This window comes from Janthinobacterium darwini (assembly GCF_051380905.1).
In the GTDB taxonomy this organism is placed as follows: domain Bacteria; phylum Pseudomonadota; class Gammaproteobacteria; order Burkholderiales; family Burkholderiaceae_D; genus Janthinobacterium.
Map to the genome: position 1 here is coordinate 113299 of NZ_JBNYXX010000006.1, position 24326 is coordinate 137624.

At 62.9% G+C, this 24326-nt stretch carries 22 protein-coding genes; 8 read left to right on the forward strand and 14 right to left on the reverse strand.

All coding sequences use genetic code 11. From position 1 onward, the window contains the following. Positions 1-6 precede the first annotated feature (6 nt). The gene (gene proC, locus ACQ4WZ_RS25035; RefSeq protein WP_101483867.1) at positions 7-837 is read right to left on the reverse strand and encodes a pyrroline-5-carboxylate reductase; all 831 of its coding nucleotides are present in this window, start codon (positions 835-837) and stop codon (positions 7-9) included. Positions 838-855: 18 nt separating this feature from the next. After that, positions 856-1560: a YggS family pyridoxal phosphate-dependent enzyme gene (locus tag ACQ4WZ_RS25040; RefSeq protein WP_133988642.1), complete on the reverse strand. Its 705-nt coding sequence runs from the start codon at positions 1558-1560 to the stop codon at positions 856-858. A 70-nt stretch (positions 1561-1630) separates the two neighbouring features. On the opposite strand from ACQ4WZ_RS25040, the gene ACQ4WZ_RS25045 reads away from it, so the two are divergent. From ACQ4WZ_RS25045 to ACQ4WZ_RS25060, 4 genes are all read left to right on the forward strand, one after another. Beyond that, positions 1631-2674 carry a type IV pilus twitching motility protein PilT gene (locus tag ACQ4WZ_RS25045; protein ID WP_133988643.1) on the forward strand — a complete coding sequence of 348 codons (1044 nt, stop codon included), beginning with the start codon at positions 1631-1633 and terminating at the stop codon, positions 2672-2674. 3 nt (positions 2675-2677) lie between these two features. Further along, positions 2678-3817 (forward strand): PilT/PilU family type 4a pilus ATPase, encoded by a 1140-nt coding sequence (locus ACQ4WZ_RS25050; protein ID WP_436574751.1) that lies wholly within the window; start codon positions 2678-2680, stop codon positions 3815-3817. A 1-nt stretch (position 3818) separates the two neighbouring features. Further along, entirely contained in the window at positions 3819-4304 is a 486-nt protein-coding gene (locus ACQ4WZ_RS25055; RefSeq protein WP_133988645.1) for a glutathione peroxidase, read from the forward strand. Positions 4305-4489: 185 nt separating this feature from the next. Continuing rightward, positions 4490-6589: a putative bifunctional diguanylate cyclase/phosphodiesterase gene (locus ACQ4WZ_RS25060; RefSeq protein WP_133988646.1), complete on the forward strand. Its 2100-nt coding sequence runs from the start codon at positions 4490-4492 to the stop codon at positions 6587-6589. Between the two features lie 57 nt (positions 6590-6646). On the opposite strand, the gene glcF is transcribed toward ACQ4WZ_RS25060, so the two are convergent. The 3 genes from glcF to ACQ4WZ_RS25075 are packed head-to-tail and all read right to left on the reverse strand — an operon-like array spanning position 6647 to position 10453. Beyond that, the gene (gene glcF, locus ACQ4WZ_RS25065; protein WP_133988647.1) at positions 6647-7870 is read right to left on the reverse strand and encodes a glycolate oxidase subunit GlcF; all 1224 of its coding nucleotides are present in this window, start codon (positions 7868-7870) and stop codon (positions 6647-6649) included. 6 nt (positions 7871-7876) lie between these two features. After that, positions 7877-8947 (reverse strand): glycolate oxidase subunit GlcE, encoded by a 1071-nt coding sequence (gene glcE / locus ACQ4WZ_RS25070; protein WP_436574752.1) that lies wholly within the window; start codon positions 8945-8947, stop codon positions 7877-7879. A gap of 15 nt (positions 8948-8962) precedes the next feature. After that, positions 8963-10453, reverse strand: a complete 1491-nt coding sequence (locus ACQ4WZ_RS25075; RefSeq protein WP_133988648.1) for an FAD-linked oxidase C-terminal domain-containing protein — start codon at positions 10451-10453, stop codon at positions 8963-8965. Between the two features lie 151 nt (positions 10454-10604). On the opposite strand from ACQ4WZ_RS25075, the gene ACQ4WZ_RS25080 reads away from it, so the two are divergent. Next, positions 10605-11159, forward strand: coding sequence for a cob(I)yrinic acid a,c-diamide adenosyltransferase (locus ACQ4WZ_RS25080; protein ID WP_101484860.1), 555 nt, complete (start codon positions 10605-10607; stop codon positions 11157-11159). 53 nt (positions 11160-11212) lie between these two features. On the opposite strand, the gene ACQ4WZ_RS25085 is transcribed toward ACQ4WZ_RS25080, so the two are convergent. The 8 genes from ACQ4WZ_RS25085 to ACQ4WZ_RS25120 form a co-directional block, all read right to left on the reverse strand. Further along, the gene (locus ACQ4WZ_RS25085; RefSeq protein ID WP_101483858.1) at positions 11213-11413 is read right to left on the reverse strand and encodes a hypothetical protein; all 201 of its coding nucleotides are present in this window, start codon (positions 11411-11413) and stop codon (positions 11213-11215) included. A 91-nt stretch (positions 11414-11504) separates the two neighbouring features. Continuing rightward, entirely contained in the window at positions 11505-11696 is a 192-nt protein-coding gene (locus ACQ4WZ_RS25090) for a hypothetical protein (protein WP_101483857.1), read from the reverse strand. 31 nt (positions 11697-11727) lie between these two features. Then, on the reverse strand, positions 11728-12105 hold the full coding sequence (locus ACQ4WZ_RS25095; protein WP_101483856.1) for a glutaredoxin family protein: 378 nt from the start codon (positions 12103-12105) through the stop codon (positions 11728-11730). Positions 12106-12414: 309 nt separating this feature from the next. Continuing rightward, entirely contained in the window at positions 12415-13554 is a 1140-nt protein-coding gene (locus ACQ4WZ_RS25100; protein ID WP_208327662.1) for a cytochrome-c peroxidase, read from the reverse strand. 87 nt (positions 13555-13641) lie between these two features. Further along, positions 13642-15729, reverse strand: a complete 2088-nt coding sequence (locus ACQ4WZ_RS25105) for an FUSC family protein (protein ID WP_436574753.1) — start codon at positions 15727-15729, stop codon at positions 13642-13644. 191 nt (positions 15730-15920) lie between these two features. Then, positions 15921-17789 (reverse strand): 1-deoxy-D-xylulose-5-phosphate synthase, encoded by a 1869-nt coding sequence (dxs, locus tag ACQ4WZ_RS25110; protein WP_101483855.1) that lies wholly within the window; start codon positions 17787-17789, stop codon positions 15921-15923. Further along, positions 17790-18701: a polyprenyl synthetase family protein gene (locus tag ACQ4WZ_RS25115; protein ID WP_436574754.1), complete on the reverse strand. Its 912-nt coding sequence runs from the start codon at positions 18699-18701 to the stop codon at positions 17790-17792. It abuts the gene before it with no gap. Beyond that, positions 18698-18949 carry an exodeoxyribonuclease VII small subunit gene (locus ACQ4WZ_RS25120; RefSeq protein WP_010394784.1) on the reverse strand — a complete coding sequence of 84 codons (252 nt, stop codon included), beginning with the start codon at positions 18947-18949 and terminating at the stop codon, positions 18698-18700. Before ACQ4WZ_RS25120 ends, ACQ4WZ_RS25115 begins: the two co-directional genes overlap by 4 nt. A gap of 406 nt (positions 18950-19355) precedes the next feature. Here ACQ4WZ_RS25120 and ACQ4WZ_RS25125 point away from each other — a divergent pair, with 406 nt between their 5' ends. From ACQ4WZ_RS25125 to ACQ4WZ_RS25135, 3 genes are read left to right on the forward strand one after another with little or no spacing between them, the layout of a single operon-like run. Then, on the forward strand, positions 19356-20456 hold the full coding sequence (locus ACQ4WZ_RS25125; protein ID WP_101483854.1) for an aromatic ring-hydroxylating oxygenase subunit alpha: 1101 nt from the start codon (positions 19356-19358) through the stop codon (positions 20454-20456). A gap of 55 nt (positions 20457-20511) precedes the next feature. Beyond that, entirely contained in the window at positions 20512-21435 is a 924-nt protein-coding gene (locus ACQ4WZ_RS25130; protein WP_133988652.1) for a DMT family transporter, read from the forward strand. 13 nt (positions 21436-21448) lie between these two features. Next, positions 21449-22300 (forward strand): sulfurtransferase, encoded by an 852-nt coding sequence (locus tag ACQ4WZ_RS25135; RefSeq protein ID WP_436574755.1) that lies wholly within the window; start codon positions 21449-21451, stop codon positions 22298-22300. Between the two features lie 44 nt (positions 22301-22344). Here ACQ4WZ_RS25135 and ACQ4WZ_RS25140 read toward each other — a convergent pair whose 3' ends face one another. After that, positions 22345-24081, reverse strand: a complete 1737-nt coding sequence (locus ACQ4WZ_RS25140) for an ABC-F family ATP-binding cassette domain-containing protein (RefSeq protein WP_436574756.1) — start codon at positions 24079-24081, stop codon at positions 22345-22347. Positions 24082-24326 lie beyond the last annotated feature (245 nt).

The following is a 24326-nucleotide window of genomic DNA, read 5'->3' on the forward strand; positions in this document are numbered from 1 at the left end:
CGGAACTTATTTGCCCAGCTCGTCCCCCATCTCGCGCCCCCGCTGCGCGGCCGCCTTGATGCCCTTGACGATGGCAGCCTTGACGCCGCTCTCTTCCATACTGGTCAGCGCCGCATACGTGGTGCCCCCTTTCGAGGTAACGCGCTCGCGCAGCAGCGACACGGGTTCGCTGGAGTTCGCCGCCAGCTGCGCGGCGCCCGTAAAGGTGGCAATCGCCAGCTGCGTGCCCTGCTCCGGCGTCAAGCCCAGTTCTGCGGCCGCCTGCTGCATCGCTTCGATAAAGTAAAACACGTAGGCGGGGCCGCTGCCCGACACGGCCGTCACAGGGTCGATCTTCGCCTCGTCGTCGAGCCAGACGGTCTGGCCGACGGCGCGCAGGATGGCGTCCGCCGTCTTTTTCTGTTCCTCGCTGACGCCGCTGCTGGCCACCATGCCCGTGATGCCCATGCCGATCAGGGCCGGCGTGTTCGGCATGCAGCGCACGATGGCGGGATAATCACCGAGCCAGCGCGACAGGTCTTGCGCGCGGATGCCGGCGGCGATCGACAGGATCAATGGCGCCCGTTCCCCATCGAGGAAGGGCAGCAACTGCGCCGCCACTTCGCGCATGCTTTGCGGTTTGACTGCCAGCACGATCACGTCCACGGCGCGCAGCGCTTCGTCCGCAAGCATCGCCGTCGTGACGCCGAATTGGGCCTGCAATTTTTCCAGCGCTGGCGCGTGCGGGTCGATCACGTGGATGTTGCCGCCCAAGGTCAACTTGCCGGCCAGGCCGGCGATCAGAGCCGCAGCCATATTGCCGCCGCCCACAAATGCGATATTCAATTCTGTCGTCATGGCGATGCTTTCATTCAATCAGTGAGAGTAATTACGGGAACCGAAGATGGCACTGCCCACGCGCACGATGGTGGCGCCTTCCAGCACGGCGGCGCGCATGTCAGCCGACATGCCCATGGACAGGGTATCGAGCGCCAGCCCTTCAGCCTTCAATTGTTCGTACAGCGCACGCAATTGCGCAAAGGCCCGGCGCTGGAGGGAGACATCCGTTTCCGGCTCGGGAATCGCCATCAGGCCGCGCAGGCGCAAGCGGGGCAGCTGCGCCACAGCGCGCGCCAGCGCCGGCAATTCCGCTGGCGTCACACCGCTCTTGCTGGCCTCGCCGCTGATATTGACTTGCAGACAGATATTCAGGTCCGGCAAGCCGGCCGGGCGCTGTTCGGACAGGCGCGCGGCGATCTTTTCCCGTTCCACCGTGTGCACCCAGTCGAAATGTTCGGCGATGGGGCGCGTCTTGTTGCTCTGGATGGGGCCGATGAAGTGCCAGACGGGTGCGCCTTGCGGCAGCGCAAGCTTGACGGCGGCGATCTTGTCGAGCGCTTCCTGCAAATAGTTTTCGCCAAACGCCGCCTGGCCCGCGCGCATCGCTGCCAGCACGGCGTCCGCGCCAAAGGTCTTCGAGACTGCCAGCAGGGTCACGTCGGTCGGCGCGCGCTGCGCGTCAGAGGCGGCCTGCGCAATACTGTCGCGCACGGCTTGCAAGTTCTGTTCGATTGTGGACATAATCATTTTCTAGTGTATAGGGGCGGCGGCACAGTGCGCCAGCCCATCAATGCAGGCACAGGGATTATAAATGGACATCTCCGAATTACTCGCTTTCTCCGTCAGCAACAAGGCTTCCGACTTGCATCTGTCTTCCGGCCTGCCGCCGATGATACGGGTCCATGGCGACGTGCGCCGCCTGAACGTGGCCCCGCTCGAGCACAAGGAAGTGCACAGCATGATCTACGACATCATGAACGACAGCCAGCGCAAGGTCTATGAAGAAGCGCTGGAATGCGACTTCTCGTTCGAGATTCCTGGCCTGGCCCGCTTCCGCGTCAACGCCTACAACCAGGAACGGGGTGCTTCGGCCGTGCTGCGCACGATTCCGTCGAAAGTGCTGACCCTGGACGAACTCAACGCCCCACGCATCTTCGGCGAGCTGGCCATGCGCCCGCGCGGCCTCGTGCTGGTGACGGGCCCGACGGGTTCCGGCAAGTCGACCACCCTGGCGGCCATGGTGAACCACGTCAACGAACGCCTGAACCACCATATTCTCACCATCGAAGACCCGATCGAATTCGTGCATGAACCGAAAAAATGCCTGATCAACCAGCGCGAGGTGGGCTCGCACACGCATTCGTTCAGCAGCGCGCTGCGTTCGGCCCTGCGCGAGGACCCGGACGTGATTTTGGTGGGCGAATTGCGCGACCTGGAAACCATCCGCCTGGCGCTGACGGCGGCCGAGACGGGCCACCTGGTGTTCGGCACCCTGCACACCTCCTCGGCGGCAAAATCGATCGACCGCATCATCGACGTCTTCCCCGCCGAAGAAAAGGAAATGGTGCGCGCCATGTTGTCAGAATCCTTGCAAGCCGTCATTTCGCAAAACTTGCTGAAAACCAAGGACGGCAACGGCCGCGTAGCCGCGCATGAAATCATGCTGGCCACGCCGGCCGTGCGCAACCTGATCCGCGAAGCGAAAGTGGCGCAGATGTATTCGGCCATCCAGACGGGCAGCAACGTAGGCATGCAGACGCTGGACCAATGTCTCACCGACCTGGTGCGGCGCGGCACGATTTCCGCAGAAGCGGCCCGCGCGGCCGCCAAGTCGCCTGAAAACTTCCCCGGATAAGCCATGCAAACGACGCACGAACACTATGAAGCCATGCACGCGCTGCTGGCGCAGATGCGCGCTCGGGGCGGCTCGGACCTGTTCATCACGGCAGGCTTTCCTGCCGCCATCAAGCTCGATGGCAAGCTGACGCCGCTGGCCGGCGGCGCGCTCGCCGCGCAGCAGGCGGCAGGCTACGTGCGCGCCGTCATGAATGCGCGCCAGGCCGCCGAGTTCGAGTCCAGCCGCGAAGCCAATTTCGCCATCAGCCCGGAAGGCCTGGGGCGTTTCCGCGTGTCCGCCTTCGTGCAGATGGGCCAGGCAGGCATGGTCTTGCGATTGATCAATACCGCCATCCCCTCCCTGGACGCGCTGGGCTTGCCCGCCATCCTGCAAGACATCGTGATGAGCAAGCGGGGCCTCGTCATCATGGTGGGCGCCACGGGCTGCGGCAAGTCGACCACCCTGGCGGCGATGGTGGGTCACCGCAACGCCCACAGCCACGGCCATATCATCACCATCGAAGATCCCGTGGAATTCATCCATCCGCACGGCAACTGCATCGTCACCCAGCGCGAAGTGGGCGTCGATACGGACGACTGGGCCACGGCCCTGAAAAACACCCTGCGCCAGGCGCCCGACGTGATACAGATCGGGGAAATCCGCGACCGCGACACCATGGACCACGCCATCGCGTTTGCCGAGACGGGCCATCTGTGCCTGGCGACCTTGCACGCGAACAACGCCAACCAGGCACTGGACCGCATCATCAATTTCTTCCCCGAAGAGCGGCGCCAGCAGCTGTTGATGGACTTGTCGCTTAATTTGAAGGGCATGATTTCGCAGCGATTGATCCCCAACAAGGAAGGCGGCGGGCGCAAGGCGGCGCTGGAAATCCTGCTCAATTCGCCGCTGATGAGCGAGCTGATCTTCAAGGGCCAGGTGCACGAGATCAAGGAATTGATGAAAAAATCGCGCGAGCATGGCATGCAGACCTTTGACCAGGCCCTGTTCGACCTGCACGAAGCGGGCGCCATCAGCCATGAAGATGCGCTGCGCAATGCGGACTCCGTCAACGACCTGCGCCTGACGATCAAACTGAAGGGCACAATGGCACCGGCAGCGGCGCCGTCGGCGAACGCCACCACACTGGGACTCCTCTGACATGAGCAGCATCCACGATTTCCAGGCCGAGGCGCTGGACGGCACGCCCGTCGATCTGGCGCAATACCGAGGCAAGGTGCTGCTGATCGTCAACACGGCCAGCGCCTGCGGTTTCACGCCCCAATACCAGGGCCTGGAAGCGCTGTACCGCGAATTCCATGAGCAGGGCCTGGTCGTGCTGGGCTTTCCCTGCAATCAATTCCGCCAGCAGGAACCGGGTTCGCGCGGAGATATCAAAGCCTTTTGCGAAAAAAATTTCGGCGTCACCTTTCCCCTGTTTGCCAAGGTTGATGTGAATGGCCCGCATGCCCATCCCCTGTTTGCGCAATTGAAACAGGCGGCGCCCGGCATACTGGGCACGCAATCGATCAAATGGAACTTCACCAAGTTTTTGGTGCGCAAGGATGGCAGCGTATTTCGCCGCTACGCGACGGCCAGCAAACCGGCCGGCCTGGCGGACGATATTCGGCAATTGCTACAGGAATAGCAATGCGATGCTTTTAATTTCTAACAATAAATGCTGAAATCAATCAATCTGCATTTATTTCATGCTTGATATCAATATTGTGTTTCCAATAGCAAATTTCGGTGATAATGTTGACATAATTATTCGCAGATATCGATCAAAAAACGATGCCAGTCTTTGGGAAAATAATATCTTCATGGATGCGGATGGGCATTTATTCCCGCCTATTCATTCCTATTTTCTTCCTGATACTCGCCGTTTGCGCTGTCCGCTATCACGCCCTGCTCGGTACGGAAAGCGCGCTGGCCAACGCGCGCTATCAGAGCGATGCCCGGCAACTCGACCTGTTCCTGGCCAATAGCGTGCTGCCGCTGACCGTGCACACGAACAGTCACGCGATGCACGACAAGGTGCGCCAGGTGCTGCGCAGCGCCCTGCCGCTGAACCGCAGCCTCGCCTCCGCGCACTGGGATACAACTGGCGGGCATGTCGAAGTGCTGGCCGACAAACCGCTGGCCGACAGCGTGCCCGCCTGGTTCGCGCGCCTGGCTGGCATCACGCCCATCCGCAGCCGCCTGACGGTGGCGCTGCCGGACGGCGGCGACGGCATCCTCGCCCTGCACTACACGCCCGCACTGCCTCTGGAGCAGGTATGGCACCGGGTGCGCGAACAGGCCGTCCTCAGCACCATCAATATCGCCCTGGTCTTCCTCCTGCTGGGCTTGATCCTGGCGTCGCACCGCCGGCTGCTGGCGCGGCTCGTGCAAGCGACCGATCGCTTCCGCGAAGGCAATTTCGCCGTGCGCCTGGCAGTCGGCGCCACGCCCGAAGCGCGAGCCGTGTCGGACTCGTTCAACAGCATGGCGGGCGATGTCGAAGAGCTGTTGACGTCACTGAAGACCAGCCAGCGCCAGCTGGGCGAACAGCTGAACGAAACCATGCACATGCAGCAGGCGCTGCAAAAACTGTCGTGGCAAAACTACAATGATGTACTGACGGGTTTACCCAACCGTGCCGCGCTGGCCGCCCGCTTCGAACAGGAACTGTTCCTGGCGCGCGAACGCCAGCGCCTGCTGGCCGTCTGCCTGTTCGACCTCGACCACTTCCAGGCCATCAACGACCGCCACGGCGCCGAAGCGGGCGATGAAATTCTCAAGCAGGTGGCTGCCCGCCTGCACAGTTTTACGGGCCAGGTCCACTACGCGGCGCGCCTGGGCGGCGATGAATTCGTCATGCTGCTGTGCGGCCAGGCCAACATCGCCAGCATCGAACAGAACGTCACGCAATTGATGCAGGAACTGAGCCACCCCTACCAGTGCGACCAGCAGGCGCTGCACATGACGGCCAGCGTCGGCATCGCCGTCTATGCGGGCAAGGACTTGAATACGGAAAGCCTGCTGCGCCACGCCGACCACGCCGTCTACCAGGCGAAATTGACGGGGCGCAACCAGTACCACTTCTTCGACACCAATCTCGATGAAGAAGTGCGTACCCAGCACAACCAGCGCACGGAAGTGCGCCAGGCCCTGATCAACGGCGAACTGCGGCTGCATTACCAACCCAAGGTGAACATGCGCGCCGGCACGGTGGTGGGCATGGAAGCATTGCTGCGCTGGCAGCATGCGCGTCGCGGCCTGCTGGCGCCCGCGCAATTCCTGCCGCTGGTGGAGCAGACGGATTTGATCATCGACATCGGCGAATGGGTGCTGCGCCAGGCCCTGTGGCAGACGCATCGCTGGGCGGCTTGCGGCAAGCATTGGGTAGTCAGCGTGAATATCGCGGCGCGCCACTTCCAGCAACCCGACTTTGTCTCGCGCCTGGAAACCATCCTCGGCGAATTTCCCAGCGTGTGCGCCAGCATGCTGGAACTGGAAATCCTCGAATCGTCTGCCCTGCACGACATCCAGGACGTGCGTCGCATCATCCGCGCCTGCCAGGCGCTGGGCATCACCTTTGCCCTCGACGATTTCGGCACCGGCTATTCATCGATGTCCTACTTGAAGCGCCTGCCGGCAAACATCGTCAAGATCGACCAGAGCTTCGTGCGCAATATGCTCAACGACCGCGACGACCTGCACCTGGTGCGCGCCGTCATCGGCCTGGCCCGGTCATTCAGCTTGACGGTGATCGCCGAAGGCGTGGAAAGCGTCGAGCATGGCGCGCGCCTGATCCAGCTGGGCTGCGACCTGGCGCAAGGCTACGGCATCGCCCGCCCCATGCCGGCCGACGCCGTGGTGGAATGGGCGAACAATTTCGTCCCAGCCCCGCAATGGCGCATCGCGCAGTACAGCGAAGTGCCTATGTAGAGCTGATTCCAGCAGATGAATACATCTCCTGCTGGCGCTCCCTACCGGGATAGGCTCTTAGGGGTTCAAGGCCGCGTCGATCAGCTCGATCCAGTGCCGCACGGGCGTCTCGGTGCCAGACTGCAGGTGGCTCAGGCAGCCGATATTCGCCGACACGATCATGTCCGGCTCGCACGCTTCCAGGTTCGCCACCTTGTTGTCGCGCAGCTGCTGCGACAGTGCCGGTTGCAGAATCGAATACGTGCCCGCCGAACCGCAGCACAAATGGCTGTCGGCGCACAGGCGCACATCGACGCCGACGGCGCGCAGCACCTGCTCCACCTTGCCGCGCACCTGCTGGCCGTGCTGCAGGGTGCAGGGCGGGTGATACGCCACTCGCTTGCCGATGCGCCCTTTCAGCAGGTCCACCAGCTCCGTTTCAAACGCCGGCATGATCTCGGACAAATCGCGCGTCAGTGCGGCGATGCGCCGCGCCTTCTCCGCATAGTGGGCATCGTGCGCCAGCAGATGTCCATATTCCTTGACCGTGGCCCCGCAGCCGGATGCCGTCATGACGATGGCTTCTGCGCTGTCCACATACGGCCACCAGGCGTCGATATTGCGGCGCATGTCATCCAGCGCCGCTTCCTGGTCATTCAGGTGATGGCGCAGCGCGCCGCAGCAGCCCGCCTTCGGCGCCACGATCAGCTGCACGCCCAGGGCATCAAACACGCGCGCCGTGGCCGCGTTGATGTTCGGCGACATGGCCGGCTGCACGCAGCCGTCAAGCAGCAGCATGCTGCGCGCGTGCTGGCGCGTGGGCCATGCGCCGGCGGTGGCGCCCGGGCGCAATTTGTCCTGCAAACTTTTGGAGAGCAAGGGCCGCAGCGCCTGCCCCGCCTTGTACACGGGCGTAAACAGCCAGCGGCGTGGCAAGGCTTCCTTCAGGGCGAAGCGCAAGGCCCGTTCGCGCAAGGGGCGCTGCACGCGCTGCTCGACGACATTGCGGCCGATATCGACCAGGCGCCCGTACTGCACACCCGAGGGGCAGGTCGACTCGCAGTTGCGGCAGGTCAGACAGCGGTCCAGGTGCATCTGCGTCTTGGCGGTGACGGGCGCGCCTTCGAGCACTTGCTTGATCAGGTAAATGCGTCCGCGCGGGCCATCGAGTTCATCGCCCAGCAACTGGTAGGTGGGGCAGGTGGCCGTGCAAAAACCGCAATGCACGCAAGCGCGCAAGATGGCTTCGGCTTCGTCGCCTGCCGGCGTGTTCTTGATGAAATCAGCGAGATTGGTTTGCATGCGCGCTCAATACATTCTGTGCGGGTTAAAGATGCCGGCAGGGTCGAAAGCCTGCCGCAGGCGCTGGTGGATGGTGGCAACGGCCGGCGCCAGCGGGTGGAACACGCCCACCGCCTTGTCGCCGCCGCGGAACAGGGTGGCGTGGCCCCCAAGCGCAGCCACCGCCTGGCGAATGTGCCGGGCGCTATCGGCATCGGCGTCGCCGTCGAGCTTCAACCAGCGCTGTGCCCCGCCCCACTCGATCAGCTGGCGCCCCTTTAAAATCACGGCACTGGCGTGCGGCGGCAGAGACAAGCGCCACAGGCTGCCCGCGCCCGCAAAGAAAGCGTGCGTCTGTTCGCGCACGTCCAGCCAGAAGGCGGCCGCGTCATCGGCTGCCAGCAGTTCTCCGTCCAGCGTGCGCAGCGCCGCCGACACGGCCGCTTCGGCGCCGGACAGGCGTACCGTCAGCACGCCGTCGTGCCAGCAGCTGGCCGATATCGGCAGCGGCTTGCCCGCCCATTCATTGAGCAGGCGCAAGGCGGCGATTTCAGCGCACGCCATGCGAAACGTCGCTTCGCGCAAGGGCAAGGGCAGCACCTTCAGCGACACTTCCAGGATCAGGCCCAAGGTCCCCAGCGAGCCGGCCAGCAGGCGCGAGACATCGTAGCCAGCCACGTTTTTCATCACCTGCCCGCCAAACGCCAGGCGTTCGCCATGGCCATCCATCAGCACGGCACCCAGCACAAAATCACGTAAAGCGCCCGCACTGGCGCGGCGCGGCCCGGACAGCGCGCTGGCGACGACGCCGCCCACCGTGGCTTGCGAGCCGAAATGCGGTGGTTCGAAGGCCAGCATCTGGTTGCGCGCGGCCAGCGCCGCCTCGATCTCCGCCAGCGGCGTGCCGCAGCGGGCCGTGATCACCAGCTCCGTTGGTTCATAGTCGATGATGCCCGCATACGCGCGCGTATCGAGCACCTCGCCGTCGAATTGCTGGCCATACCAGTCTTTCGTACCGCCGCCGCGCAGGCGCACGGGACTGCCCGCCGCGCTGGCGGCCAGGATGGTCTGCCTGAATTGTTCCACGATTGCTTGCAAGGGAGTCTCCGGCGGTTAAAAACGGGGCAGGTTGGCGAACGGCAGGCGTCCTGCGGTCACATGCATCTTGCCGAATTCGGCGCAGCGGTTCAAGGTGGGGATCGCCTTGTCCGGGTTCAGCAAGGTGTGGGGATCAAACGCGCGCTTGACGGCAAAGAAGGCATCGAGTTCGGCGCGCGTAAACTGCACGCACATGGAATTGATCTTTTCCATGCCCACGCCATGCTCGCCCGTGATGGTGCCGCCGACGGCCACGCACAGAGCCAGGATGTCCGCGCCAAACGCTTCGGCGCGCTCGAATTCACCGGGCTTGTTGGCGTCGAACAGGATCAGCGGGTGCAAATTGCCATCTCCCGCGTGGAACACATTCGCGCAGCGCAAGCCATGTGTCGTTTCCATGCCGGCGATGCCCGTCAGGACTTCCGCCAGTTTTTTTCTCGGGATGGTGCCGTCCATGCAGTAGTAGTCGGGCGAGATGCGACCAGCGGCGGGAAAGGCGTTCTTGCGGCCGGACCAGAACTTCATGCGCTCCGCTTCCGACTGCGAGACGGCGATGGCGCTGGCGCCCGCCCCTTCCAGCACGGCCGTCATGCGGGCGATTTCCTCTTCCACTTCCTCGTGCGTGCCATCAGCCTCACACAGCAAAATGGCCGCCGCGTCGGTGTCGTAGCCGGCCTTGACGAACGGTTCGACCATGCGCGAGGACGTCTGGTCCATCATTTCCAGCCCGGCCGGGATGATGCCGGCGGCGATCACGTTGGCCACGGCATTGCCACCCGTGACGACGTCGCCGAACGAGGCCATGATGACACGCGCCGTAGCCGGTTTCGGTATCAGCTTGACCGTCACTTCCGTGACGATGCCCAGCATGCCTTCGGAGCCGATGAAGACGGCCAGCAGGTCGAGGCCGGGCGAGTCCAGGCATTCGCCGCCCAGTTCCAGCACATCGCCAGCGATGGTAACAACGCGCACGCGCAGCACATTGTGCACGGTCAAGCCGTATTTGAGGCAATGCACACCGCCCGAATTTTCCGCTACGTTGCCGCCGATGCTGCAGGCGATCTGCGAGGACGGATCGGGTGCGTAGTACAGCGCGTAGGGCGCGGCCGCTTCGGAAATGGCCAGATTGCGCACGCCCGGCTGGACCACGGCCGTGCGCGCGTAGGCATCCAGGCGCACGATGCGGTTCAGGCGCGCCGTCGACAGCACCACGCCATCGGCGATGGGCAAGGCGCCGCCCGACAAGCCCGTGCCGGCGCCGCGCGGCACGATCGGCACCTTCAGTTCCCGGCAGACGCCGAGGATGGCGATGACCTGCTCTTCCGTATCCGGCAGGGTGACCACCATCGGCAACTGGCGATAGGCGGCCAGGCCGTCGCATTCATACGGGCGCGTATCTTCGGCGTCGGACAGCACACAGCGGGCAGGCAGCACCGCCAGCAGGGCCGCAACGACGGCTTGCTGGCGCGCAGCGGTCAATCCGGATTCAGGGGCAGCATTGAGCATAAGATGGGGGCAAAAAGGCATGGGCGTGCAACGATTGTAAGCACAAAAGTGGCGCGCAGCGCATTTTTTGTCCGATTTGCAGCCAAATCCGCAGCCAGGCGGCGCGCAGTGTCGTATGCTGCCCCCATTCTTCTTTGACAGGATCGGCATCATGGGTAACCGACTTTCGAAAATCGCCACGCGCACGGGCGACAATGGCAGCACCGGCCTGGGCGACGGCAGCCGCACCAGCAAGGACAGCGCGCGCATCCACGCCATGGGTGACGTGGACGAACTCAATTCAAATATCGGCTTGCTGCTGTGCGAAGCCATGCCCGACGCCTTGCGCGAGGAGCTGGTGGCCATCCAGCACGATCTGTTCGACCTGGGCGGCGAAATCTGCATCCCGGGCTATCAGCTGATCAAGGAAGAGCACGTGCTGCGCCTCGATGATTTACTGGCGAAATACAATGCGGACTTGCCGGCCTTGAGTGAATTCATCCTGCCGGCCGGTTCGCGCGCCGCCTCGCTGGCGCATGTGTGCCGCACCGTATGCCGCCGCGCCGAGCGCAGCATCGTCACGCTGGCCAATGCGGAAACCCTTCATGAACATCCGCGCCAGTACGTGAACCGCCTGTCGGACCTGCTGTTCGTGCTGTCGCGCGTGCTGAACCGATTTGCCGGCGGCAGCGATGTACTGTGGCGGCATGACCGCACGCGGGGCTGAGACAAAATAGGCGCGGCCAGGCCTGCAAGAACAGGCCTCGCCGCGCGCCGTGCTTATTGATTTACCTGGTCGCAGCGTTGATAGCACATGCGATGAATCTTGGTGCAGGCGCCGGACGACGTCGGCCGGTTGATCATGCACTGCTCCAGCCCCTCATCGCATTGCGTATAACATTCCGCCTCGCCGCCGCCGGCCATCGCGTACGAAGCGCTGACGCCCATGGCAAACAAAAAGAAACCCAGTTTTTTGAACATAAGTACTCCTGTTGAATTGACAGACGATCACAGACATCCATGGCGCGCCGTCTCTTACGCGCCATCCATCAGCTGGTAGTGCATCCGCGCGTCACTGACGCGGTGGGCGCAGGCATTCCTTCTGGCAAGCCTGATAGTTTTCGATGCAGGCCGGCTGGCCGAATTCCACGCAATCGAGCAGGTTGCGATCGCAGACAAAGGTGCAGTCCGGGCCAAATGCCTGGGCACTGAAGGACAGCGCGGCGCCGGCGGCAAACAGGAAAACGGCAATCTTTTTGAACATGGCGAGCCTTTCAAGTTAAAAAACTGTAACGTCAGATTTTCTTCAGCGCCGCTTCCAGCGCACCCGTATTGAAACCCTGGATCTTGCGGTTGCCGATCAGCACCACGGGCACGCCGCCGCCGCCGAGTTCCTCATGGGCTTTTTTTGCTGCCGGGGATTTCTCGATATCGAGATCGACGAATTCGATCTTGTTTTCCTTGAAATACGCACGGGTCTTGGCGCAATAGCCGCACCAGTCCGTGCCGTACAACACCACCTTCGCCTGGGCATTCGGGAAATACGCGGCGTAATTACCTTCCGTGTAAGTCGATTTGAATAGACCAGGCAGCAAGGACAGACCATAACCGCTGCCCAGGCCGGCGGCCAGGATCACCAGGTACAGCGCCGTGGTTTTCAGTTTTTTCTGCATCGTGAGCGCTTCCCTTGTCTGCGACGACATCTACTATGGTTGAAAAAAAATCACGGCCAACAAAGGCACCGTCCTGTCCACAACCCGTGTCCGGCTGCTGCGCATACCGAATAAGCTTGCTACAAAATCGACTATAGACCGCACTTATTTTAGAGTCAACATTTCCTATAGATAAATTTCTATTTTAGAAAATATATCGGCGAAGCCTGTGGAATGTGGCATTTGGAGAGATTACGGCGCGCCAAACGTCTATACAATATGGCGCCGCAGGCAGGAAAAGGCCGGTTGCGGGCGCAACCGGCCGAGCGGCTACAGGGCTTCCAGAAAGCTCTTCAGCGCAATGATTTCATCGGACGTCAGCTGCAATGGCTGCAGCAGCGTCGATGTGACGGGAAACTTCGGATCGGCCGCCTGCTGCGCGTTTTGTGGCTCGGGGCGCGACATGCCCGCGTTGTACATATTCAACATGCCCACCATCTGCGCGAATGCGCCATTGTGCATCCACGGCCCCGATTGCGCCACGCCGCGCAGGCCCGGTGTGCGGAACTTGCCCACATCCTCATTCTTGCCCGTCACCAGGTAGCGCCCCAGATCTTCATACTTGCGGCTGCCGTAATTGCTCATTCCCAGGTTGTGGAATTGCTGGTCCGTCAGCAAGGCGCCGCTGTGGCACGTCATGCAGCGCGCCTTGGTGCGAAACAGGTGCAGGCCCAGCAGTTCGCGATCGGTCAAGGCCGTGCGTTCGCCTTCCAGGAAAGTATCGAAGCGCGTGACGGGCGGCAGCAGGGTGCGCTGGTAATCGGCCAGCGCCGTCAACATGCGCGACAGGGTCACGCCCGCGCCCTGACCGAAGGCCACATCGAATTGCGCCGCGTAGTCGTCCAGCGCAGCCAGCTTGGCGGGCAATTGCGCAGCCACGGCCGCCATTTCATCCGGATGCTGCAAAGGTCCCAGCGCCTGCTCTTCCAGGCTACTGGCGCGGCCATCCCAGAACAGCGGCGTGATCTGGCCCACGCCCAGCAAGCCCGGCACATTACGCTGGCCCAGGCGCCCTTCGTGCCCCACGGAAACTCGCTTGCTGTCGGCGAAACTGTAGGCTGGACTGTGACAGCTAATGCAGGCCACCGCATTCGAGCGCGACAAACGGGGATCATTGAACAGGCGCTGCCCCAGCGCCACGATGGCCGGCGCCACGGGGACCACGGGAATGGCGGAGACGGGCGCCATTTCCGCAGCCGCCACGCCAGCGGGTAACTGAGGACCAGGCCAGTTGGCGATGGGCTGGACATAGACCTGGCGCAAACAGGCCATGTCCCAGCCGCTTGCGCTGGCGCAAACGACAGCTGGGTCCTCGCGCGCCGCGACATCGCCGCCTGCCGGCAATCCCAAGACCATGGCCAGCACGGCAGCGGCCACCCGGCATGTCTTCCCCGCTGTCAATCTATCCACGTCGCTCATTCCTGTTTTATACGCTGGCATCGACAAATGATAACCATCAAGCCTGGCAGCGACAAAGCGAAACCGGACAGCCGTAGTCTATTCGGCGACCTGCGTCAATTTTTCCCGCTTCCCCTGCGCTTGCGCTTGCGCCTGCATATGCTCGCGCAGCAAGCCACGCAGCAGCTGCACCTGAGCCACGGCGTCGGCTTGCAGGGCTGTCAAGCCGTCGCTGGCGCAGGGCGCGGGGGAAGGCGTGCCCGATTCGCCGCGCAGCAGCGCATCGATTTCCCCGCTGACGGCGGCAATCCATTGCTGCAGCTGGGGCGGCGCCGGCTCGGCTTGGGGACTCAAACTGATGCGCGCCGTGCTGCCCGCCACGCGGCGCAGCAGCGGCAAGGTGCGCAGCGCCGCCAGGCCCACGCCGCTGCTGCGGTCCAGGCGGCGCTCGATGCGCAAGCGCTGCAGCACTTGTTCCGCGTTATTGCTGGCCAAGCCCGCCTCGCGGCGCAGGCGCGCGATGGCGCTATCCCAGCGTCCGCCTGCCGCCAGCACGGCCAGCAGGTATTTCAGGTTGGCCGACACGGCTTTCGCCAGGCGCTGGTCCAGGTCGTCCGCCTCGCGGTCCGGCCACAGGAAAAACGTGGCCAGCAGGGCCAGCATGCAACCGAGCACATTGTTGCCCAAGCGGCTCGCGGCATACACCATCTCGCTGGCGGGCGCCGCATAGTCGGCCACCAGCACGAAAGCCGGCGTCATGAACAGCACGTGCAGGCTGTAGCTGACGCGGCGCAAGGCCATGGTGGCGACGATCAGGGGAAACACCACCAGCGAGATCGCCAGCGGGGTGTGCACGGCGAGGCCGATCAGCACGGCCAGCACGGCGCCCAGCACGCTGCCAGCGACCCGCTCGATGCCGCGCGGCCAGGTGGTCGATACGGATGGCTGCAAGATCAGCAAGGTGGCCATGGTCGCCCAGTAACCGAATGGAATATGCAAGGCCTCGACCAGCAGGAAGCCGGCCGTCGTCGCCAGCGACACGCGCGCCGCATGGCGCCAGCTCAGCGACTGCGGCGTGGCGTTGACTTTTGCCGTCTGCCACGCCTGCCCCAGCGCCAGGAAAGCCGCCTCGCGCCACGGCAGCTGCGCCGCACGCGGCAAGCCCAGTTCCATGAAGTCCACGTTCAGGCGCAAGGGCAGCAAGGCGCCAAGCGCCGCTTCCAGGCGCCGTCCGCAGCCAGCCAGGCGGCGCTGCAATTCCAGAGGCGGCGTTTCCGGTTGGCGCTGCACGGCTTGCCCCAGGCGGCGCAACAGCACGGCCATCACTTCCAGGCTGCGCCGCGCGCGCGGGTCCTGGCGCAGACGCTGCTGATCGCGCTCGCACGTATGCGTGACAGCGATCAGATAGGCGAAGATGCGCTCGGCGTCGCTGAGCGCCAGCAGCAGGTTGTCGTACAGGGCGCTGCGGCCCGCACGCGCGGGCGGCACGGCGGCCAGCGCCACCCGCGCCGCTTCCAGCGCAGCGCGTGCCTGCGAACGGTAGCTGGCGCCATGCGCGGCCGCGTCCGGCAATGCCGGACCTTGCGCCAGGAAGCGTGCATTGTCGCGCGCAATACCGGCAAGGCGCGAGTACGCGGCGCGTATCGCGCGCCGGGCCGGGCTAAACGGGTGGATGCGCCAGACCGTAAAACTGAGCACGGTGGCAAACAGGCAGCCAAACATGTAGAGCCCCAGGAAAGGCGCAGTCTGCGTCATCGATGCCAGAGGATGCGTGACCATCACGACGCAGGCCGTGGCCGCCAGGATGGCCACTTGCGCCGTGGCCGCGCCCCAGATGCGCGCCAGTGCGCCGGCCCAGGAAAACAGCAGCACAGCAACGGCGGCGGCCGCCGCGCCATGGCCGGCCGCCAGCGCCGTCAGGCCGCCGGCCACCGTCGACAGCAGGCCGAAGCCCACCATCGAGACGAAGCGCATGCGCCGCGTTCCGGCCGCATCGGCCAGGCAAGTCCAGAAGGCGCCGATGGCGGCCCAGGAAAAATCGGGGTGGTCGAACAGCAGGCCCAAGAGCAACATGGCGCTCGAGGCGCAAGCCGCCCGCAATCCTTCGGACAGATTCGTTTCGTCGATGGCCAGGGTGACCATCCACAGGGGACGGCGTTGTACCAGTTTGTCGGTATAGGCGTGCATGCCCGTCAGCCAGCGGCCGGCCAGTGCACGTGAACGGCGGTGAAGTTTCCTGAAATGCAAGTTTGACTTTGAAAGAGTATCAAAGCGTCATCGTAGCATTCCCGGGTGAATAATGTTGCAGTGCAGCGTAAAATCCCGCTGGACGAAAAAAAAGCGGCACCGCAGTGTCGCTTTTCCGTATGCAAGCCAACTTAGCTGACGGCGGACAGGCGCGGCTGGCTGCCGCCAAAGCGCTGCTCGATCGAGGCGGCGATACCGGTGGCATCGAGGCCCACGCTTTTCAGCAGCTGTACGGGGTCGCCATGGTCTATGAAGACGTCCGGCAAGCCCAGCATCAAAATCGGCTTGACGATGCCTTCGGCCGCCAGCGCTTCCGCCACGGCCGAACCGGCGCCGCCCATGATGCAGCCCTCTTCCACCGTCACCAGGTAATCGTGCTCAGCGGCAAGCTGTTTCACCAGCGCCACGTCGAGCGGCTTGACGAAGCGCATGTTGGCGACCGTCGCGTCGAGCTTCTCGCCCGCCGCCACGCCAGGTGCCACCATGGAACCGAAAGCCAGGATGGCGATGCGCTTGCCGTGGCGCTTGAGCTCGCCCTTGCCAATCTCAATGCTCGTCAGTTCCGGCACGATGGCCGCGCCGGCACCGGCGCCGCGCGGATAGCGGATCGCGGCCGGGCCCGGATAGTGGTAGCCCGTGGTGAGCATTTGCCGGCATTCATTTTCATCGGACGCGGCCATGACGACCATGTTCGGAATGCAGCGCAAAAACGCCATGTCGTAGTTGCCCGCGTGCGTGGCGCCGTCGGCGCCCACCAGACCGGCGCGGTCCAGCGCGAACGTCACGTCCAGGTTTTGCAGCGCCACGTCGTGGATCAGCTGATCGTAGGCGCGCTGCAGGAAAGTTGAATAAATGGCCACGACGGGCTTCAAGCCTTCGCAAGCCAGGCCAGCGGCGAAGGTGACCGAATGCTGCTCGGCAATACCCACGTCAAAGTAGCGGTTGGGGAATTGCTGTTCGAACTTGACCATGCCCGAGCCTTCGCGCATGGCCGGCGTGATGCCCACCAGGCGCTTGTCGTGCGCAGCCATGTCGCACAGCCAGTTGCCGAACACTTCCGTGTACGTCATCTTGGCCGGTGCCGTCGCCGGCTTGATGCCTTCGGCCGGGTTGAACTTGCCCGTGCCGTGATACAGGATAGGCTCCGCCTCGGCCAGCTTGTAGCCCTGCCCCTTCTTGGTGACCACGTGCAGGAATTGCGGACCCTTCAATTGCTTGATATTTTGCAAGGTCGGGATCAGCGAATCGAGGTCGTGACCATCGATGGGACCGATATAGTTAAAACCGAATTCCTCGAACATGGTGGCGGGCACGACCATGCCCTTGGCGTGTTCTTCGAAGCGTTTCGCCAGTTCCAGCACGGGGCCGGGCAAGACGGACTTGCCGACATTTTTAGCCGCCGCATAGAATTGGCCCGACATCAAACGCGCCAGGTGGCGGTTTAGCGCGCCCACGGGCGGCGAGATCGACATATCGTTGTCGTTCAAGATCACCAGCAGGTTGACGTCTTCCTGCACGCCGGCATTGTTCATCGCCTCGAAGGCCATGCCGGCCGTCATCGAACCGTCGCCGATCACGGCGATCGCGTGCAGCGGGTCGCCTTTGATCTTGGCGGCCTGCGCCATGCCCAGCGCTGCGGAAATGGACGTTGACGAGTGCGCCGTGCCGAAGGTGTCGTATTCGCTCTCGTCGCGCTTCGGGAAGCCGGAAATGCCGTCTTTCTGGCGCAGGGTATGCATGCGCTCGCGCCGGCCCGTGAGGATCTTGTGCGAATAGGTCTGGTGGCCCACGTCCCAGACGATGCGGTCGTGCGGCGTGTTGAAGACGTAGTGCAGCGCGACAGTCAGCTCGACCGTGCCCAGGTTGGACGACAGATGGCCGCCCGTCTTGGAAACGGAGTCGAGCAGGAAGCTGCGCAATTCCTGGGCCAGCGGCACCAGTTGCGAGCGGGCCAGCTTGCGCACTTGCGCTGGTTCATTGATGGTTTCTAACAGTTTCATTTATGCCTTCCGCTGCACGACCAGGTCCGCCAGCTCGCGCAAACGGCGTGCCTTGTCCCCGAATGGCGCCAGCGCCGCATGGGCGTCGCACCGCAATTGTTCTGCCAGGGCTCTCGATGGCTCCAGCCCCAGAATCGATACGTAGGTCGGCTTGTTGGCCGCCGCATCCTTGCCCGCCGTCTTGCCCAGTGTGGCCGAATCGGCCGTCGCGTCGAGCACGTCGTCGACCACCTGGAACGCCAGTCCGACGGCGCGCGCATACGCGTTCAGCGCCGTCATCTCGTCTGGCGTCAAGTCCTTGCCTGCCAGTGCGCCAAGCATCACGGCCGCACGCAGCAAGGCACCCGTTTTCAGTTGATGCATCTGTTCCAGCTGCGGCAAGGTCAAGGCCTGGCCGACGCTGTCGAGGTCGATCGCCTGGCCGCCGCACATGCCAAAGGAACCGGAGGCGTGCGCCAGCAGCTTGATCATGGCCATTTGCCGCGCCGGAGGAATCGCCGCGCCGTCTGCCAGCAGCATGAACGCCTGCGATTGCAGCGCGTCGCCCACCAGCAGGGCCGTCGCTTCATCGTAGGCGATGTGCACGGTGGGCTTGCCACGGCGCAAGGCATCGTCATCCATGCAAGGCATGTCGTCGTGCACCAGCGAATACACGTGAATCATTTCCAGCGCACAAGCAGCGCGCGCCAGGGTATCTTGATCGGCGTCAAACAGTTCACCGGCCGCCATCACCAGCAGCGGACGCACGCGCTTGCCACCGCCCAGCAGCGCATAGCGCATGGCCGCGTGCAGTTTGTGCGGCACGGTATCGGCCGAAGGCAGGAATTGGTCGAGCCTGCCTTCCACGCCGGACTGGGTGCTTTGCATCCAGTCGCCGAAAGTCTCGCCGTCCTGTTGTACGCTGGCCATCATAGTGCGGCCTCGCCGGCATCCACGAACGGTTTCAACATGTCGCCTTCCAGTACTTTCACCTGCGCTTCGACGCTATCGAGCTGGGTCGCGCAATACTTGACCAGTTCCGAGCCGCGCTGATACGCCGCGACCGATGCTTCCAGCGGCAACTGGCCCGCTTCCATTTGCGTTACCAGCTGCGCCAGTTCCGCCATTGCCTCTTCAAACGAGGCCGGCGCTGCGGCAGCGGCAGTTAATTTCTTCGACATAGACTCAGATCTCTTCGTGGCACGAGGGGTATGTAGGGAGACGCCGGGGACTCCCGGCCAGCATAGAAGCGTTATTTTAGAACAAACCACACTATTAAGTGAAAACTAAAGCGCAATCGGCGTGCTCAACGGGGAAGACGTTACCAGCTTGGCAGTGAATTCTAGCGCAATCGCCCCTATTCGCTGGAAATGAGACGGTAAATGACAATGTTTCTCATTAATAGCGTATTTACCGGGGGGGGTTTGGCAATGCCGAGGCCGATACGCGCTATAATCGCCGGTTCTGTCCGAAATACCGTTTCAACAAATTTGAATTCAGGTCTTTGCGGATTCTTTCTCTCTGTAGCGGTTGCCCAGGGAATGGCCTGGGGCACTGCTGACCGTTGTACATTTATGGGGGGTTGGGATGTCCGATCTGGCTACTCACGCCAAGCTGGCGCGTTCAAACGCGCAACTTCCGGTCCACGTCTATTTTGACGAAACGCTGTTGCAGCGTGAAATGCAGCAATTGTTCCAAGCCGGCCCGCGCTATGTCGGGCATGCACTGATGGTGCCGGAAACCGGCGATTTTGCGACCCTGGCGTCTGAGAACGAAGGGCGCATGCTCGTGCGCAACGCCAATGGCATCGAAGTGCTGTCCAATGTGTGCCGCCACCGGCAGGCGCTGATGTTCAATGGCCGGGGCAATGCGAACCATATCGTCTGTCCGCTGCACCGCTGGACTTACGACCTCAAGGGTGAATTGATCGGCGCGCCGCATTTCCCCGAGACGCCGTGCCTGAACCTGTCGAAAACGCCGCTGCAAAGCTGGAATGGCTTGTTATTCGAGCAAAATGGCTACAACGTGATGGAAAAATTGAAAGATTTATCCGTCTCGAAAGACCTCGATTTTTCCGGCTATATGTTCGACCACGTGGAAATCCACGAGTGCGATTACAACTGGAAGACTTTCATCGAAGTCTACCTCGAGGATTATCACGTGGAACCGTTCCACCCGGGCCTGGGCAGCTTTGTCAGCTGCGACGACCTGCGCTGGGAATTCGGCAAGGATTACAGCGTGCAGACGGTAGGCGTGCACCGCGGCCTGCAGCAGGCCGGTTCGCCCGCCTATAAAAAATGGCAGGAGCAGGTGCTGCAATTCCGTGGTGGCGAAGTGCCACCGTATGGCGCCATCTGGCTGACCCTGTATCCGAACATCATGGTCGAATGGTATCCGCACGTGCTGATCGTCTCGACCCTGTGGCCGGACGGCCCGCAAAAAACGCGCAATGTGGTGGAGTTCTATTACCCGGAAGAAATCGTGCTGTTCGAGCGCGACTTCGTCGAAGCGGAACGGGCTGCCTACATGGAAACCTGCGTCGAGGACGATGAAATCGCCCTGCGCATGGACGCCGGCCGCAAGGCCCTGATGGCGCGCGGCGAGAACGAAGTGGGGCCTTACCAGTCGCCCATGGAAGACGGCATGCAGCACTTCCACGAGTGGTACCGCAACAATATCGAACTGTAATTCCCTCAAGGGCCGCATTGCGCGGCCTTTTTCATTTTCATCACCAGGATTACTCATGCAATCGCTATGGATGTTATTCGCCAGTTTCATGTTTGCCATCATGGGCGTGTGCGTCAAGCTGGCGTCGGATATGTATTCGACCTCCGAAATCGTCATGTACCGCGGCATCATCGGCATGACCGTCATGAGCTGCACGATTTTGTACCAGGGCGGCAGCTTTAAAACCACGATGCCGGGCCAGCATCTGTGGCGCGGCGTGGTGGGCGTGATCGCCCTGTGGCTGTGGTTTTATGCCATCGCCATCCTGCCGCTGGCCACGGCCATGACGCTCAATTACATGGCGCCCATCTGGATCGCCGTGATCCTGCTGGCGGGCGGCTGGTGGAAAGCGACGCAACAAGTCGAGTGGCCGCTGGTAGCAGCGATTGCCATGAGCTTTGTCGGCGTGACCCTGCTGCTGCAACCCGTGTTCGAGACGGACCAGTTGGCTGGCGCCATCACGGCCTTGATTTCCGGCATGCTGTCTGCGCTCGCCTACTTGCAAGTGCGCAAGCTGGGCTTGCTGGGCGAACCCGAATACCGCGTCGTGTTTTATTTCTCGGTCGTCAATTTCCTCGCCGGCGTGATCGGCCACGTGGCCAGCGCCGGCGGCGGCCCCGTCGTCTGGCACGCGCACACGAGCGGCTACGGCATCGGCTTGCTGGCCGCCATCGGCCTGTGCGCCACCATGGCGCAGATGGCCATGACGCGCGCCTATCGCCTGGGCAAGACCCTCGTTGTTGCTAATTTGCAATACACGGGCATCGTCTTTTCCAGCTTCTGGGGCGTGGTGATCTTTGGCGACCTGTTCGACTGGCACGGCTGGGCCGGCATCGGCATCATTCTCGCTTCCGGCATTGCCGCGACCTATTACAATACCCGCAACACGACCCGTGGCGCCGCCATCGCGCGCACGGATCCCATCGCCAGCGAAGTGTAAAGGAGCGTTCCTGATGTACACCACCTTGATCCAGGCCAACGAACTGGCCAGCCACCTGAATGACAGCGACTGGGTCATTTTCGATTGCCGCCACGACTTGCTCAAGCCGACAGCCGGCAGCGATGCCTTTGCCGCCGGCCACATCCAGAATGCACAGTTCGCCGACATCGACACGGCCCTGTCCGCCCCCAAGACGGCGCGGGGTGTGGACTTTACGGGCCGGCATCCCTTGCCCGACCGCAACGCCCTGCTGGCCACCTTGCGCGGCTGGGGCATCGATGACGACACGCAAGTGGTCGCCTATGATAGCCAGGGCGGCATGTTCGCCGCCCGTCTGTGGTGGCTGCTGCGCTGGCTCGGCCATCCGGCCGTCGCCGTGCTCGACGGCGGCCTTGCCGCCTGGCAAGCGCAAGGCTTGCCCCTGGTCACGCCCGTGGCGCCCCGCGCGGCGGGCAAGCTCACGGAAAAACCCAGCCTGACGCGTACGGTCAGCGTGCAAGAGCTCATCGCCAACCTGGAAACCCAGGCCTTGAACGTCATCGACGCGCGCGCCCCCGACCGTTATCGCGGAGAGAACGAAACCATCGACCCCGTGGGCGGCCACATCCCCGGCGCAAAAAACCGTTTCTTCAAGGATAACTTGCAGGCGGATGGCCGTTTTAAAAGCGCCGATGAACTGCAGCGCGACTTCAGCGCCTTGATAGCCTCACCGCAAACGGCCGTCATGCAGTGCGGCTCCGGCGTGACGGCTTGCCACAACTTGCTGGCACTGGAAGTGGCCGGTTTGCCTGGCGCGGCCCTGTACCCGGGCTCGTGGAGCGAATGGTGCGCCGATCCGGCACGACCCGTGGCAACGGGCAACTAAAAAAAAAGCGGACCACGGTCCGCTTTTTCATGTCCGGTGGATAACTACGAGCTTATCCCCAGCGACTGATTCAAGCGCGCCAGTTCCGCCAGCCACGCCTGCTGGCTGGCCGGCTTCTGGTGGCGCGCCTTGCGGGCCAGGTCCTCGGCCAGCAATTGCTCCAGTTCACACAAGCGCTCCAGCTGCACGTCGATGTCCGTCAGTACCGCAGACGCATTCTCCACGCGCGGAGCAGGTGTCAGCGCCTGCCCATCCTCCGTGCTCAGCCGTGCATACGCGCTGGCGGCATCGGGCCACTCTTCCAGCTGGCCATCGGCCACCACCCAAAAACGGTTGCACGCTGTCTCGATCAGGTCGCGGTCGTGCGATACCAGCAGGCAGCCCCCTTCAAAGCCGCGCAGGGCTTGGCCCAGTTCCACCTTGCCCTGCATGTCCAGGTGGTTGCTCGGTTCGTCGAGCAGCAGCAAGTGATAACTGGCCAGGGACAGCCCCAGGAACAACAGCCGCGCCCGCTCGCCGCCACTCAGGGTCGCCACTGTCTGTCCATGGCGCGCATACGGAAAACCGGCGGCAATCAAGGCTTGCTTGCGCGCCACCTGGCTGCGTGCGGCCTCGTTTTGCACGGCAAACGGGTACAAGGCGTCGGACAAGTCAGCCGTATCGGCCAGTTGCCTGAGCGACTGGTCGTAATAGCCGATGTTCGCCGCCTTGTGATAACGCAAGTCGGCCCGTTCGTCCTGCGCCTGGATCGCTTGCCAGCACAGGCGCAGCAAGGACGACTTGCCGCTGCCGTTGGCACCCAGCAAGGCGATGCGGTCGCCCGGTTTCAGCCACAGCTGATCAACGTGGAAAAGCAGCGGCGAGGCAGCTACGGCGCGCACGTCCAGTCCATCGAGCGCCAGCAGCTGGTCGGCAGCCAGCGCCTTGCCGCGCAAACTCAAGCGCCAGGGCGCGCCATCGCTGACGAACGATTGCGCATCCTTCAACTTGTCGATGCGCCGCTGCATGGTCTTGGCCTTGCGCGCCAGGTCTTCATTGTCATAGGTGCGGCCCCACAGGGCCAGGCGGGCGCTGCTGGCGGACAGGCGGTCGATTTCCTTCTGCTCGGCCGCATGCCGGGCGGCAGCGGCAAGATCGGCTTCGGCCAGCGCCGCCAGCGCGGGGCCGCACGGCAAATCGAAGTCGTACAGGCGGCTATCGCGCAAGATCCAGCTGCGCGTGGCCACGTTGTCGAGCAGGCGCTGGTCGTGCGAGACGAGGATGAAGGCGCCGCGCCAAGTCAGCAGGAATTGCTCCAGCCACAGCAGCGACGGCAAGTCCAGGTGATTGCTCGGCTCGTCCAGCAGCAGCACATTCGGTTCCTGCAGCAGGGCGCGCCCCAGCAGCAGCCGCGTGTGCTGGCCGCCGGATAGCGCATGCACGGGCACTTGCGCCGTATCAGGGTCGAAACCCAGTTCGGCCAGCAGGCTGTCGACCCGCCAATGCAGCTCGGGTTGCTCCAGCACGGGCGCCAGCAAGGCGTCGTACAGGCTCAGGCTGGCAAGTTCGGCCGGCAAGTGCTGCTCCACGTGCTGCAAGCGGCAGGCACGGGCGACATGGATGATGCCTGCAGTCGCTTCCCGCGCGCCGCTGAGCAAGCCCAGCAAGGTGGATTTGCCGCAACCATTGTGGCCGATCAGGCCGATGCGGTCGCCCTGGCGCAAGGTAAAGGCGAGTTCGTTGAACAGGAAACCGTCGTGGGTATCCAGCTGTAAAGCTTGTGTCGAGATAAGGGTAGTCATGGCTCTTGTCTTTGTTCGGGATGCAAGCATCCGCGTTAACAGGAGCGCTAACGACAACGGAGTACCAGGAAAGGACTCGTGTAGGAGGGTAACTTTGCTCTGGCCAGGTTATCGCAGCGCGATAGAACGTGGGCAAGAGCGGGCAAATGCGCTTAAAGAGCGTGCGCGCCACAAGGCGAGCAACAGGTTTTCTTCCATTATATTTTCCTCCTTTCTGTTCAAGTTAATCAAAAAGGCAATATAGC

What these genes read in the sequence shown, in the direction of transcription:
- proC (WP_101483867.1), bottom strand. Translation starts at nt 837, where the DNA reads ATGACGACAGAATTGAATATCGCATTTGTGGGCGGCGGCAATATGGCT.
- ACQ4WZ_RS25040 (WP_133988642.1), bottom strand. Translation starts at nt 1,560, where the DNA reads ATGTCCACAATCGAACAGAACTTGCAAGCCGTGCGCGACAGTATTGCG.
- ACQ4WZ_RS25045 (WP_133988643.1), top strand. Translation starts at nt 1,631, where the DNA reads ATGGACATCTCCGAATTACTCGCTTTCTCCGTCAGCAACAAGGCTTCC.
- ACQ4WZ_RS25050 (WP_436574751.1), top strand. Translation starts at nt 2,678, where the DNA reads ATGCAAACGACGCACGAACACTATGAAGCCATGCACGCGCTGCTGGCG.
- ACQ4WZ_RS25055 (WP_133988645.1), top strand. Translation starts at nt 3,819, where the DNA reads ATGAGCAGCATCCACGATTTCCAGGCCGAGGCGCTGGACGGCACGCCC.
- ACQ4WZ_RS25060 (WP_133988646.1), top strand. Translation starts at nt 4,490, where the DNA reads ATGGGCATTTATTCCCGCCTATTCATTCCTATTTTCTTCCTGATACTC.
- glcF (WP_133988647.1), bottom strand. Translation starts at nt 7,870, where the DNA reads ATGCAAACCAATCTCGCTGATTTCATCAAGAACACGCCGGCAGGCGAC.
- ACQ4WZ_RS25075 (WP_133988648.1), bottom strand. Translation starts at nt 10,453, where the DNA reads ATGCTCAATGCTGCCCCTGAATCCGGATTGACCGCTGCGCGCCAGCAA.
- ACQ4WZ_RS25080 (WP_101484860.1), top strand. Translation starts at nt 10,605, where the DNA reads ATGGGTAACCGACTTTCGAAAATCGCCACGCGCACGGGCGACAATGGC.
- ACQ4WZ_RS25085 (WP_101483858.1), bottom strand. Translation starts at nt 11,413, where the DNA reads ATGTTCAAAAAACTGGGTTTCTTTTTGTTTGCCATGGGCGTCAGCGCT.
- ACQ4WZ_RS25090 (WP_101483857.1), bottom strand. Translation starts at nt 11,696, where the DNA reads ATGTTCAAAAAGATTGCCGTTTTCCTGTTTGCCGCCGGCGCCGCGCTG.
- ACQ4WZ_RS25095 (WP_101483856.1), bottom strand. Translation starts at nt 12,105, where the DNA reads ATGCAGAAAAAACTGAAAACCACGGCGCTGTACCTGGTGATCCTGGCC.
- ACQ4WZ_RS25105 (WP_436574753.1), bottom strand. Translation starts at nt 15,729, where the DNA reads ATGCACGCCTATACCGACAAACTGGTACAACGCCGTCCCCTGTGGATG.
- dxs (WP_101483855.1), bottom strand. Translation starts at nt 17,789, where the DNA reads ATGAAACTGTTAGAAACCATCAATGAACCAGCGCAAGTGCGCAAGCTG.
- ACQ4WZ_RS25115 (WP_436574754.1), bottom strand. Translation starts at nt 18,701, where the DNA reads ATGATGGCCAGCGTACAACAGGACGGCGAGACTTTCGGCGACTGGATG.
- ACQ4WZ_RS25120 (WP_010394784.1), bottom strand. Translation starts at nt 18,949, where the DNA reads ATGTCGAAGAAATTAACTGCCGCTGCCGCAGCGCCGGCCTCGTTTGAA.
- ACQ4WZ_RS25125 (WP_101483854.1), top strand. Translation starts at nt 19,356, where the DNA reads ATGTCCGATCTGGCTACTCACGCCAAGCTGGCGCGTTCAAACGCGCAA.
- ACQ4WZ_RS25130 (WP_133988652.1), top strand. Translation starts at nt 20,512, where the DNA reads ATGCAATCGCTATGGATGTTATTCGCCAGTTTCATGTTTGCCATCATG.
- ACQ4WZ_RS25135 (WP_436574755.1), top strand. Translation starts at nt 21,449, where the DNA reads ATGTACACCACCTTGATCCAGGCCAACGAACTGGCCAGCCACCTGAAT.
- ACQ4WZ_RS25140 (WP_436574756.1), bottom strand. Translation starts at nt 24,081, where the DNA reads ATGACTACCCTTATCTCGACACAAGCTTTACAGCTGGATACCCACGAC.